11 protein-coding genes and 1 rRNA gene are annotated in these 12112 nt (G+C 58.9%); 3 read left to right on the top strand and 9 right to left on the bottom strand.

The window, feature by feature from the left end; all coding sequences use genetic code 11:
• Positions 1–223: 223 nt before the first annotated feature.
• From KGA81_RS29815 to KGA81_RS29790, 6 genes are all read right to left on the bottom strand, one after another.
• Complete coding sequence (locus tag KGA81_RS29815) at positions 224–1156, bottom strand: D-2-hydroxyacid dehydrogenase (protein ID WP_223551262.1); 933 nt, start codon at positions 1154–1156, stop codon at positions 224–226.
• Between the two features lie 119 nt (positions 1157–1275).
• Positions 1276–1569 carry a YcgL domain-containing protein gene (locus KGA81_RS29810; RefSeq protein WP_223551260.1) on the bottom strand — a complete coding sequence of 98 codons (294 nt, stop codon included), beginning with the start codon at positions 1567–1569 and terminating at the stop codon, positions 1276–1278.
• A complete protein-coding gene (gene rnd / locus KGA81_RS29805; RefSeq protein WP_223551258.1) occupies positions 1566–2699 on the bottom strand; it encodes a ribonuclease D in 1134 nt (377 codons plus the stop codon). The genes KGA81_RS29810 and rnd overlap by 4 nt, the downstream gene beginning before the upstream one ends.
• A 123-nt stretch (positions 2700–2822) precedes the next feature.
• A complete protein-coding gene (locus tag KGA81_RS29800) occupies positions 2823–3473 on the bottom strand; it encodes a class I SAM-dependent methyltransferase (RefSeq protein ID WP_223551256.1) in 651 nt (216 codons plus the stop codon).
• Between the two features lie 72 nt (positions 3474–3545).
• Positions 3546–5195: a phosphoethanolamine transferase gene (locus tag KGA81_RS29795; protein WP_223551254.1), complete on the bottom strand. Its 1650-nt coding sequence runs from the start codon at positions 5193–5195 to the stop codon at positions 3546–3548.
• Between the two features lie 190 nt (positions 5196–5385).
• Complete coding sequence (locus KGA81_RS29790; protein WP_223551252.1) at positions 5386–6768, bottom strand: glutamine synthetase family protein; 1383 nt, start codon at positions 6766–6768, stop codon at positions 5386–5388.
• A gap of 494 nt (positions 6769–7262) precedes the next feature.
• Here KGA81_RS29790 and KGA81_RS29785 point away from each other — a divergent pair, with 494 nt between their 5' ends.
• The 3 genes from KGA81_RS29785 (at position 7263) to KGA81_RS29775 (ending at position 10431) form a co-directional block, all read left to right on the top strand.
• On the top strand, positions 7263–8447 hold the full coding sequence (locus KGA81_RS29785) for a cyanate transporter (protein WP_223551250.1): 1185 nt from the start codon (positions 7263–7265) through the stop codon (positions 8445–8447).
• A gap of 13 nt (positions 8448–8460) precedes the next feature.
• Complete coding sequence (locus KGA81_RS29780) at positions 8461–9378, top strand: DMT family transporter (protein ID WP_223551248.1); 918 nt, start codon at positions 8461–8463, stop codon at positions 9376–9378.
• 114 nt (positions 9379–9492) lie between these two features.
• Positions 9493–10431, top strand: coding sequence for a LysR family transcriptional regulator (locus tag KGA81_RS29775; RefSeq protein ID WP_223551246.1), 939 nt, complete (start codon positions 9493–9495; stop codon positions 10429–10431).
• Positions 10432–10434: 3 nt separating this feature from the next.
• Here the strand turns inward: KGA81_RS29775 and KGA81_RS29770 are convergent, their stop codons facing one another.
• From KGA81_RS29770 to rrf, 3 genes are all read right to left on the bottom strand, one after another.
• Positions 10435–10800, bottom strand: coding sequence for a 5-carboxymethyl-2-hydroxymuconate Delta-isomerase (locus KGA81_RS29770; RefSeq protein ID WP_223551244.1), 366 nt, complete (start codon positions 10798–10800; stop codon positions 10435–10437).
• Between the two features lie 57 nt (positions 10801–10857).
• Positions 10858–11784: a LysR substrate-binding domain-containing protein gene (locus KGA81_RS29765; RefSeq protein WP_223551242.1), complete on the bottom strand. Its 927-nt coding sequence runs from the start codon at positions 11782–11784 to the stop codon at positions 10858–10860.
• Positions 11785–12002: 218 nt separating this feature from the next.
• Positions 12003–12112: ribosomal RNA gene (rrf, locus tag KGA81_RS29760) — 5S ribosomal RNA — on the bottom strand; the annotation flags it as partial.

Raw genomic sequence — 12112 nt, 5'->3', positions numbered from 1 at the left:
CAGGTTGGCCTCGCGGCTTCCCCCTTGCGTTTCACTACAGTTCTCGTCACTCATTCTGGTCACCACTTTTCAGGTGACTGGTTTTGGCCCATGCCGGGCACACTGGGAGCGAGCTTGCTCGCGATGGCGGCTAGTCAGTCAACATTGATGTTGAAGCTAATGGCCCCATCGCGAGCAAGCTCGCTCCCACAGGTTTGGTGCTCCAGGCAAAATCAGCGGTGAATCAATACCCGCGATCGAAATCCACTTCCCCGCGCAATGCCTCTCCCGCCTGATACGCCCGCAGGTTTGCGACAAACAGCTTCACCATCATCGAGGGCGAAGTCGGCGCCGAGCTGTGGCCGGTCAGCAGCAGGCCCCAGGCTGTCCAGAACGGATGACGCTGGGGCAATGGCTCCTGACGGCACACGTCGATCACCGCGCCCGCCAGATGCCCTTCCTTCAAGGCTTCCACCAGATCCGCATCGACCACCGCCACACCGCGCCCGGCGTTGATGAACAACCCGGTCGGCTTGAATTGCTTGAACAGCGCCGCGTCGTAGATATCGTGGGTGTCCGGCGTGTTCGGCAGCAGATTGACCACGTAATCGACTTCACCGACCAGCCGCGGCAAATCAGCCAGTGAACCGACTTCGATAAACGGTGCCTGCTCCCGCGCACTGCTGGCAACGCCATACAACTCGACACCGAACGGCACAAGGAACTGCGCGACACTTTGACCGATATCGCCCGTGCCGACGATCAACACCTTGCGCCCCGCCAGGCTCTGGCCATGGCGGCTGTCCCATTTGCGTTCGACCTGGCTGACCAGTCGTGCCAGCACTTCACGTTCGTGACCGAGCATATACGTGAGCACGTACTCGGCCATGACCTGGCCGAAGATGCCGACGGCACGGGTCAGCCGATAGTGCCGCGGCAAGCCATCGGCCAGTAGCGGCGTGATGCCGGCCCAGGTCGATTGCAGCCATTGCGGTTGATGGCCCTGGCGCAACAGGGTCGCCAATAAATCAGGCTGGCCGAGCCACACCGGGCAATCGGCGGCCTGGCTGGCCAGTTCGGCGGAATCACCGCTGGTCAGCACCTCCAGGTCCGGTGCCGCCTCGCGCAACAGTTGGGCGTACACGGGGTGGTCGTGTTCAGCAATCAGGACGCGCATGCTTCAAACCTTTCAAAAACGGTGCAGACGGCCGCCGACAGAGCGGTGCTCCGTCGATGCTGCCATCGCAAAAATCAGTCAGTGTTTCATTACCACTCTGAACAGAGCCTGTCTGCCGCTCACACCGGATCGTTGCGACGCAACAATTCTTCCGGCAAGTGCTCGATGTATTCGTCTTCGGCAGGCGGCATTTGCAGGTGATAACCCTGTTTGTCGAGGTTTTCCAGCACGACCGCAATGTCCTCGCGCGACAGTTTGCGCTCGGGGCTCAGCACCAGGTCGAACGCGTGGATAGCCTTGCCGAAGGCTGCCATCAGGGGATCCGGCACGCGCTCCAGAGCATCGCTCTTGAGCACGTACAGGTACATTTCGTTTTTCTTCGAGCTGCGGTAGATGGAGCAAATACGTTTCAAGGCTGTTCTCCGGCGGTGGCCAGGCTGTCGAGCAGCGCCTGGCCCATCAATTCGCGGCGCCAGCCACGCAGTGAATCAGGCAATTGGTAGGGACCATTGGGAAAGCCGCTCTTGAGCAGCGCTTCCAGGGTTTTCTTGCGCAGCATCAGTTCCGGCGCAATGTTCAGGCGCTCGGCTTCGGCCTGGCCGATGGCTTTCATCTGTTTGAGCAGCACCGCAGCGTCCACCGGCAATGGCTCCGGCACGGCTGGCGGCCATTGATCAGGCGACACACTGCCAGAGCGCTTGATCAGATCAAGCAGAAACTGGCCGTCCTGACGCACGGTTCGCGGGTGCATGTCTTCGATTTTCGCCAAGTCACCGAGGTTGTCCGGTTGCGTGCGCGCCAGCGGCCACAACGAATGCTCGCGGATAATCCGGTTGCGCGGCAGGTCACGGGCGCGGGCTTCCTTTTCGCGCCAGGCGCAGAGCTCACGCAAAACGGCGAGTTGGGCGCGAGACAGCTTCCAGGCCAGCTTGGCATCGCGATAGACCTCGTACGGATCGATCTCGCGGCGCAGGTTGGCCACCAGTTCGGCACCGTCTTCCAGGACCCAGGCGTATTTGTCGTCAGACAGCTTTGGCCGCAGCTTTACGAAGACTTCAGCCAAATGCACGGCATCTTCGGCGGCATAGCTGATCTGGGTTTCGGAAAGCGGACGTTGCAGCCAGTCGGATCGGGTTTCACCCTTGGGCAGGTCGATGCCGAGCACTTCCTGCACCAGCCGCGAATAGCCCATGGAAAAGCCGAGGTTCAGGTAAGCGGCAGCCAGTTGGGTATCGAACAGCGGAGTCGGCAGGCTGCCGGTCAGGCGTAGCAGGACTTCGAGGTCTTCGCTGCACGCGTGGACAACCTTGACCACCGCCGGGTTTTCCAGCAACGCGGCCAATGGCTGCCAGTTGTCGATAGTCAGCGGGTCGATCAGATAGGCGCGAACGCCATCACCGATCTGCAGCAGGCCGGCGATCGGGTAGAAGGTGTCGACCCGCATGAATTCGGTGTCGAGGGCAACGAATGGCAACTGCTGCCACTCGGCACACGATCGTGCGAGGCTATCGTTGTCGCGAATCCAATGAATATCGATGGCCACACGGCTCTCCCTTGAAGAATGGCGCGCAGTATATATCGCCCCCGGCGATTTCCGCGCATCCACTGAACAAGAGCGCTAGCGAAAATTACTACGTGACATACAGAATAGTCCTACAACGTCGGGCTAGCTGGTCTTACCCAGCACGTAGATCCGCATCCGCGCACAACCCGGCAAAAAGTCCTGATGGCTCAGCAAACGGAATCCCGCCTGCCTGAACTCGCTTTCCACCTCGGTTTTGCTCGGCAACGATCCTTCCACGCCTGAACGCGCCCCCCTGAAACGACTGTCGAGGCGCACCGCGACAATCACCGAATCGCGACTGACCCGGTAAAACTCGCCAAGCATCGCCAGACGATGTTCCGGATTGGTAAGGTACTGAAACAGTTGCATGCAAAAAATGCAGTCAACCGCGTTCTCGGACAAGCCAATCGAGAACGCGGAGCTTTGAAAGGTCTTGACCCGCTTCAATAGACTTTGAGGGTGATGGGTGCGGGCATGATCAAGGATGTCTTGAGACGGATCGGTCGCGAGAATCACCCGATTCGCATGCTCGGCCAGCACCGACCAGAAACGCCCCACACCGCAGGCCACATCAAGGATCAGGCCCGGCTCGCCGGCGGTCTTGAGCGCATTGCGCACCAGACGCTCCTCACGCCAGAGCGCCAGACGCCCGGCCAGGCCCGGCGCTTGCGGCTGAAGGCAGACGCGCGCGTGCTCCTGGTCGTAGCGCCGGGCAATCTCAAGCTCGATGGCGGATGGAGGCTGAGCGGACATGTGCAATGGCTCTTGATGAAAGTTCTACAGGCCGCAAGTCGGCGGCCGCCGCGTGAAACAAAACCGGAGCACTCAATCTTTGGCCAACACACCGTCGACCACTGGACCACGACATCCGGCAAACATGTCCAGATCCTGGTTGTAGACCTTGCTGTTGACCTCCAGCAGGCCAAGCATCGAATGGAACAGGTTGTCCTGGCTCAGGGGTTTTTCACGACTCTGCTGCAGGCAACGGGTATCTAGCGCAAACGACTTTTTATAGCTGTCGGAGAACCACGCAAACATGGCTACATGCTTTTGCTGCTCGGGTGCCAGCATGTAAGGCGTGCCATGGAGGAACAAATTGTATTCACCCAGGGATTCGCCGTGGTCCGACAGATACAGCATCGCGGTGTCCACTTTGTCCTGGTTGCCGCGCAGCAGATCGATCAAGGTCGACAGCACATGGTCGGTATATACCAGGGTGTTGTCGTAACCATTGACGATACTTTCGCGACTGCAATTGTTCAGGGCATTACTCTCGCAAACCGGGGTGAAGCGCTCGAACTCTTTCGGATAACGCTTGAAGTACTCCGGACCGTGGCTGCCCATCTGGTGCAATACCAATACCGTGTCTTTGTCCAGGGTATCGATGAAATGTTGCAGTCCCTGCAACAGGATTTCGTCACGGCATTCACTGTTGGCGCACAGCGCCGGGTCTTTCAGATTGCTGACGTCTTCAACGGTGACGCGATCGCACGTACCTTTGCAGCCTGACTGGTTGTCACGCCAGATCACGTCGATACCTGCATGCTTGAGCACATCCAGCAGGCCTTCTTCGTTCTTTGCCTTGCTGGCGTTGTAGTCCTTGCGCCCCATATTGGAGAACATGCAAGGCACCGACACGGCGGTTTCAGTCCCGCAGGAATGCACATCGGTGAAGGCGATCAGGCCATCTTCCTTACTCAGTTTCGGCGTGGTGTCGCGGCTGTAGCCAAGGATGCCAAAGTTCTCCGCCCGGGCACTTTCACCCACGACAAGAACCGTCAGGGATTTGCGTCCGTGAGTTTGCCAGGCCGGATTGCGCTGGGCATCTTCACCGACTTTGACAAAGGGCTGCCGTGCAGTCGCTACTTTCTCGCGCAAGAAACCAGCCGAGGCACCAATGTAGTTGCTTGGCACCACCATCAGGCGCAACTCATGGTGATTGCGAAACAGCGAAGACAGGCCTTGATAGTTAACCAGTGCAATACCACCAATGACCGCTGCCGAGGCAAAAGCCACCAGGACTTTACTAAGTAGCTCACGGTGCCAACGACGATATTCAATCGGCGTCTTCCACAACAGCCAAGTCGGTAAAACGCCGAGCAGCACAATATAGACAAACAACTTCAGCGACAGTAAGTCGCGCACTTCCGTGGCATTGGTTTCAGCGAAGTTACGCAACATGCCGGTGTCGATCAGAACACCATACTGGCTCATGAAATACGCCACGCCTGCGCTGATCATGAACAGCAGGGTCAGGACCGGCTTGAGCACCGGCCGGAACGCCAGCAGGGTCAGCACAATGTTGAAGGCCGCGAAAATCATCATCCCAAAGGCCACGCGCATGACGATGCCTTTGCCATCGGATGCGGTGATTTCGAACAGGTGTTGCCAGAGTACAAAATTGAAGCCAACTAACAAAAATGCACTGGCAATCAGTGTCACCCATTCGGGGCGCACGGCTTTAATCTTCAGCATGAGGTTCGGTGGGTCCTGTAAATATGTGTCTTCGGTAAATGTGAAAATTTCATTGACCGAGACAGCTATAATTTTAGGTAGCCAACCATCAATTTTTTGTGAAAAAGAAGCCAACAATTAGTTGGCTTATAAAACCACCCTGAGACTTTCAGACTATTTGAGAAGGTTTCAGCTCCAGTTCAGCATCGACTCAAGCCTGGTGCAAATACCAGCGCCAGTCCTGCTCACCGACCTCCCCCATGAATTGGCGATATTCGGCGCGTTTCACCGCCAGGTAGACACCGAGGAATTCCCCGCCTAACGCTTCCCTGGCCCAACTGGAACCTTCCAGTGATCGCAATGTGGTCAGCCAGTCTGTCGGCAACAGCTTCGCAGCCTGAGCATAGCCATTGCCCTCCACCGGCGCACCAGGGTCGAGTCGTTCGCGGATACCGCGATGAATACCGGCCAGAATCGCCGCAGCCGCCAGATAGGGGTTGGCATCGGCGCCACAAATTCGATGCTCGATGTGCCGGGAATACGCCGGCCCGCCCGGTACGCGCAAACTCACGGTGCGATTGTCCACGCCCCAGGTGGCCGCCAGAGGCGCATAGCTGTTGGCCTGGAATCGACGGTAGGAATTGGCGTTGGGGCAGAACAGCAACAGCGAATCGAGCAAAGTACTGAGCATGCCTGCAACAGCCTGCTTGAGCAGTGGCGTGCCATCCGGAGCTTCGCTGGCGAAAAGATTGTTGCCGTCCTTGTCCGCCAGGCTCACGTGCATGTGCATCCCGGTGCCGGCCAGGTCATCGAAAGGCTTGGCCATGAAGCAGGCGATCATGCCGTGCTTGTGCGCCACCCCCTTGACCAGACGCTTGTAACGTACCGCTTCGTCCATTGCCTGTAATGCGTCAGTGCGGTGTTCAAGGGTGATTTCCACTTGCCCCGGCGCGTATTCGGAAATGGCCGTGCGCGCTGGAATCCCTTGGAGTTTGCAGGCGTTATAGAGGTCGGCCAGAAACGGTTCGATCTGCTCAAGCTCGCGCAAACCATAGACCTGAGTGCCGCGCGGACGCCCGCCATCGACATCCCGTGCCGGTTGTGGCCGGCCATTGCTGTCGCGTTGCTGATCCAGCAGGTAGAACTCCAGTTCCGCCGCCATGACCGGGTAATAACCGTCAGCCTGCAAACCTTCGATGACTTTGGCCAGCAAATGACGGGGGTCGGCAATGGTGGCGGGCATTCCTTGCGTCGGGTGCATGCTGACCTGCACGGCTGCGGTCGGGATCAGACGCCACGGCATACGCGTGAGGCTGCCGCTGATCGGATAGGCCCGGCAGTCGATATCCCCGACATCCCAGACCAGTCCGGAGTTTTCCACGTCATCGCCATTGATGGTCAGGCCGAGGATGGTGCTTGGCAATGGCCGCCCGCTGTCATACACCGCCAGCAACTCGTCGCGATGCAGCAGCTTGCCGCGCGGTACTGCGTTGTTGTCGAGGATGAACAGTTCGAACATTTCAATGTCCGGGTTCTGCTCCAGAAATGTCTGGGCTTCAAGCCGGGTGGCAAACGAGGTAGTGGCACAACTCATGGGAATTCTCTTTTTCCGTGTCAGACGGGTACGCAAAAGCACCCGAACTTGATCCCGGCATCAACCGGAACAGGCAGGAACCATCAGCGGAAAAAGCAGGAGTCCGGCGGGCGCGCATGGCGGCAATGCCATAGCGCCCAGAAGGCCAGTTCAGATGGAAGTGCAGAGAGGTTTGGCGCGGTGGCGGGCGTGAATCGACGACCAAGGCTCGACGCTCGCGTGTCGATGGATGCCTTGAAGTGGATTGCGACTGGCCAACCGTCCATAGAGAGAACCGCAGAAAACAGGTGACCTGCAGCGTCACACGATGGGTTGAGTCGTTAAATCGGGATTTGAAGAACCTTGGATAAGGCCTGACTAAACATTTGACTGTTCAGGGGGGTCCCCTGTGGGAGCGACTTGTATTTGATTTCTAAATACCACCCCGGACTTTCTGATTTGCGCCTTCGGGCCGCGCGCGCCTTAATCGCCTGCATATTCTTCAAGGTCCGCTCATGGAAAACACCCGAGTCACTGCCCGCCCTGCCGTCTGGTTCATGTTTAGCATTGTCCTGGTTGCCGTGAACCTGCGCCCTTCAATGGCCGCTGTCGGGCCCCTGCTCTCGGCGATTCGCGACGATGTCTCGTTGAGCTTCAGCCTGGCATCACTGCTGACCATGTTGCCGGTGATGGCCATGGGGCTGGCGATGTTTGTCGGCCTGCGCGTCAGTCAGCGACTCGGCGACCAGCGCACGGTGGTGTTCTCGTTGCTGATCATCGGTGTGGCCACGCTTTCGCGGTTGTTCCTTGATTCAGCCGCGCAGCTGCTTCTCAGCGCGGTACTGGCAGGTATCGGGATAGCCCTGATCCAGGCTCTGATGCCAGCGCTGATCAAATCCCGCTTCAGCGACCATGTCGCCCTCTGCATGGGCCTCTACGTCACGTCGATCATGGGCGGTGCTGCCATGGGCGCTTCCTTTGCGCCACTGGTGATGGAACGTACCGGCAGCTGGCGTATGGGCCTGGCGATCTGGGCGGTTCTCGCCGTGCTGGCATTGTTGTTCTGGTGTACCCAACGGGCGGAGATGCCGGCACGGGATTCAAAGGCTTGCGGTAATGGTTCGTTCTTCACCAATTCCCGCGCGTGGTTACTCGCGATCTTCTTTGGCCTGGGTACTGCTTCCTACACCTGTGTCCTGGCCTGGCTGGCGCCGTACTACGTGGAAAAGGGCTGGAGCGAGCAGCACGCCGGATTGCTGCTCGGGTTTCTGACTGCCATGGAAGTGCTGTCGGGCCTGCTGACGCCCGTCATTGCCAATCGCAGCCGCGACCGTCGTGTAGTACTGATGGTGCTGCTGGCACTGATCATCGCCGGTTTCTGCGGATTGATTCTGAGCCCACAGCATTTGAGCCTGATGTGGCCATGCCTGCTGGGGCTGGGCATTGGCGGCCTGTTCCCGATGAGCCTGATCGTATCGCTGGATCATCTGAACAATCCCTCGCGCGCCGGTGGCCTGACCGCCTTCGTGCAAGGCATTGGCTACTTGATCGCCGGCCTGTCGCCGCTACTGGCGGGGATAATCCGCGACCGGCTCGGCAGCTTTGAATGGGCCTGGTGGTCGCTGACAGTGGTCATGGCGCTGATGATGCTGATGGTTCTGCGCTTCAACCCAAGGCACTACACCCGCCATATCCATTGATCCGGAGCCTGCCATGAAAACCACCGGTTTTGCCGCCGCTCACGCCAGCATGCTGCTTTGGGCCTTGTTGATCGCCGCGTCGTTTTCCGCGGCGGCGCAAGTCAGCCAGGCCATCGACCCGATCCTGCTGACCGGACTGCGCCTGCTGTTTTGCGCCTTGGTGTTTCTGCCGCTGTTGCTGCTTAAGGGCGATGCCGTCATGACCGCCCGTGGGCTGCTCGGTCACGCGGTACTCGGCCTGCTGCTGGCGCTGTACTTCGGTTCGCTGTTCGAAGCATTGCGCTACACCTCGGCCGTCAACACCGGGACGATGTTCACGCTGGTGCCGCTGATGACCCTGGCTTTCGAAGCCGTGCTGACACCCGATAGCCGCCTGAAACAACGGATTGTGCCAATGCTGCTCGCCGCTGCCGGGGCGGTTTTGCTGATCATGAAAGGCACCGGCTTCGGCGAGTTGCCATCGCCCTATGCATTGACGGTGTACAGCATCGGTTGCCTGGCAATGGCGCTCTACGCCCCCCTCAGCCAACGCCTGAAAGCCAATAGCCTCAAGGGGCGTGGACCGGTGCCCATGACGTTCTGGAACATGCTGTTCGGGGCGCTGTTTCTGTTGGTGTTCTGTGGATTGAGTGGCGGTTGGCGCTCGGCATCATTGCTGACGCTCAACGATTTATATTGGCTGATGTACCTGGCGGTGTTCGCCACCCTGGCGACGTTCTGGCTGCTGCATCGGGCCATCGGCGTGATCGCGCCGTCCTCGGTGATTTCCTATATCTACCTGAGCACGCTGTTCATCACTTTGTTTCACTGGCTTTGGGGGCGCCAGATGCCTCTGCCGCTGGAATTGGCCGGCGCGGTGCTGGTGGGCATCGGCATGTTCGCGCTGTTGATGTCCAGCCGCCGCGCCCTGTCGGCGATGGTCCAGGGCTGACACGGGCTTGGGCGAAACGTCCTGTGAGGCATTCTCCCTGCTCGCTCATTCCGCTAGGATCATTCGCTCACCTTTGCGCACGGTCAGCGCAAGGGACGCAGCGAGACGCAATGGATGCTGAACAGTAATTCGCTTAGAAAACTCGACATGCAGGACCTCATGGTGTTCGTCGCCGTGTACGCGCAAAACAGCGTCACCGGCGTATCCGAGACGCTTAGCGTCAGCCAGTCCACGGTGAGTTACTGCCTGAAAAAACTGCGCACCTGTTTCGGCGACGAACTGTTCATCAATACCCGCACCGGCGGCATGCAGCCCACCCGCAAGGCCGACGCAATGTACCCGCATGTGCTGAAAATCCTGGAAAGCATCAACCTGTGTCACGCCGGTCCACCGACGTTCGACCCCGGCCTGAAACCCGTGACTTTCAACATCTGCGCACCGGAATACTTCGAACAGTTGATCCTGCCGCGCCTGCTGAAACGCTTCGACCTCGCCGAGCTTCCAGTGATGGTTAATGTGTTCAAACTCGAAGCCGATATCCCTGCCGAAGCGTTGCGCGAAGGCAGCCTCGACCTGGTGATGTGCTTCGGCCCGAACTTTCATCGCAGTCACGTCGACTTCAAATCCCGAACGCTGCTCGAAGACGATCTGGTGTGTGTTTTCGACAAACGCGCCACGCCGGCGGAACCACGCTTGAGTCTGCAAACCTATGTCGAACGTCGACACGTGTTCCCAACACCCTGGACGTCCGCCACCAACATGGTCGACGGCTGGCTTGCGCAGCAGGGACAACAGCGCCAGATCGTCGCTCGCGCCAACAGCTACAGTGCAGCGCTGAAGCTGATTGCCAGCACCGACTATGCCCTGACCCTGCCCCGGCGCATCCAGCGACTGCTGGCCGGGGCAGATACGTTCAATCACTGTGAAGCGCCCGAAGGCTTGCCGGGTTTCACCCTCGATATGCAGTGGAACCAGGACGCGGACCGGGACAGCGCCAACACCTGGCTGCGAGAGCAAGTGATCCAGGCCTGCGTCGAGCAGGCAACGGCCTGATACTCAGTTGCTGATGGCGGTCTTGCTGTAGGAATCGCGATCGATATCGAGAATTTCCACGCACAACTGCACCTCAACGCCACTCGGCCACTCACACAGGCCCTGAACCACCTCCAGCAGGCTTTCGGAGAGCTGTTTCTTGATCTGTGCGGAACGACCACTCAACAGCGCCAGCTTCACATGCACGAATGCCCGCTCAGCCAATGCCGTGCCAACCTTGAATGTCTCGACCTTGACCGCGCGGCTCTTGATGTCAAATTCGGCAGAAAATTGACCGGAACCCACCAACGTATTGTTCAACCGCATCAATGCCACATCGGCATTCAGATCAGTCAGGTTGGCGGTGTATTCCATGTGCAGGTGAGGCATGAGTTGGCTCCTGGAAGGGGGTGGACAGGTCGTACATATAACACAGCGCTGCCCCGTTCATTCGGGCAGCGGCAAAACGGCACGCTCACTCATGAACGCCTCCAGACGCGAGCGTAACCAACGCTCGGCGGGGTCGGTGTCGACATGACTGAGCCAGACCATGGACAGATCCAGGGTCGGCGTTTTGATCGGAAAGGGCTCTTTGAACAACACTCCCGATGCCGCCATCGCCTCGGCGGTGTAGTCCGGCAGACTGGCAATCAGGTCCGTCCCGGCGAGCAGGGCTGGCAACGCACTGTATTGCGGTACCGAGAGCACCACATGGCGCGTGCGACCGATTTCCGCCAGCCACTCGTCGGCATAGCCACTGATGTTGGCAGTATGGGATACCAGCACGTGTGGTCGTGCGCAATATTCATCGAGGGTCAGCGGTGTGTCGCAGGCATCGGCGCGCAAAATGCTGGGCTGGATGTGCCGCAGCAACTTGCGCTTGGCATTGGCCGGCAAGCCACGGGTCTGGCTGATGCCCACCGTGATATCACCAGACGCCAGCAAGTCGGGAATCCGCCAGTAATCGACATGCTGCACCACAAACACCACGCTGGGCGCCTCCTGGCGCAAAGCTCGCAGCAACGGCGGCAACAGGCCAAACTCGACATCGTCGGACAAACCGATGCGAAACGTCATCGTGCTGCTGGCCGGATCGAAATCATGGGTCAGGCTCAAGGCCACGGACAAGGAGTCCAGCGCCGGCGACAGGTGCTTGATGATCTCCTCTGCCCGCGCTGTCGGTTCCATGCGATGGCCAACGCGTATGAACAGCGGATCATTGAACATCGCACGCAAGCGGTTGAGCGCCGAACTGATGGTCGGCTGGCCGAGAAACAGCTTCTCCGCCACCCGAGTGACATTACGCTCGAGCATCAGTGTCTCGAATACCACCATCAGGTTGATATCCGCCTTGCGAAGTTCGTTGCGATTCATCCGCTGCCCCCGATGTCCAAATCTGCTGACAGTTTAGGTAGCTGGCGCGACTGCCGTCTATCCGACTCAGGTCCAACAGCCTGACGCGGATGGGTTTATCTGTGTGTCGCTGGAACCGCTGACGCACACGCTGGAGCGGTTGGGGCAGCAGCTTCGATTTCCTGCGGCCAAAAACAAAACCCCTACCTGCGTACGCAGATAGGGGTTTTGGAATTTAATCTTGACGATGACCTACTCTCACATGGGGAAACCCCACACTACCATCGGCGATGCATCGTTTCACTGCTGAGTTCGGGATGGGATCAGGTGGTTCCAATGCTCTATGGTC

It is taken from the genome of Pseudomonas sp. A-B-19, assembly GCF_019947515.1.
In the GTDB taxonomy this organism is placed as follows: domain Bacteria; phylum Pseudomonadota; class Gammaproteobacteria; order Pseudomonadales; family Pseudomonadaceae; genus Aquipseudomonas.
Note: the sequence above shows the minus strand (reverse complement) of the source record. Positions and strands in the feature narration are given on the sequence as shown.

Coding starts and splice junctions, on each gene's coding strand:
- KGA81_RS29780 (WP_223551248.1), top strand. CDS start 8,461: ATGAAAACCACCGGTTTTGCCGCCGCTCACGCCAGCATGCTGCTTTGG.
- KGA81_RS29790 (WP_223551252.1), bottom strand. CDS start 6,768: ATGAGTTGTGCCACTACCTCGTTTGCCACCCGGCTTGAAGCCCAGACA.
- KGA81_RS29770 (WP_223551244.1), bottom strand. CDS start 10,800: ATGCCTCACCTGCACATGGAATACACCGCCAACCTGACTGATCTGAAT.
- KGA81_RS29775 (WP_223551246.1), top strand. CDS start 9,493: ATGCTGAACAGTAATTCGCTTAGAAAACTCGACATGCAGGACCTCATG.
- KGA81_RS29800 (WP_223551256.1), bottom strand. CDS start 3,473: ATGTCCGCTCAGCCTCCATCCGCCATCGAGCTTGAGATTGCCCGGCGC.
- KGA81_RS29815 (WP_223551262.1), bottom strand. CDS start 1,156: ATGCGCGTCCTGATTGCTGAACACGACCACCCCGTGTACGCCCAACTG.
- KGA81_RS29785 (WP_223551250.1), top strand. CDS start 7,263: ATGGAAAACACCCGAGTCACTGCCCGCCCTGCCGTCTGGTTCATGTTT.
- KGA81_RS29765 (WP_223551242.1), bottom strand. CDS start 11,784: ATGAATCGCAACGAACTTCGCAAGGCGGATATCAACCTGATGGTGGTA.
- KGA81_RS29795 (WP_223551254.1), bottom strand. CDS start 5,195: ATGCTGAAGATTAAAGCCGTGCGCCCCGAATGGGTGACACTGATTGCC.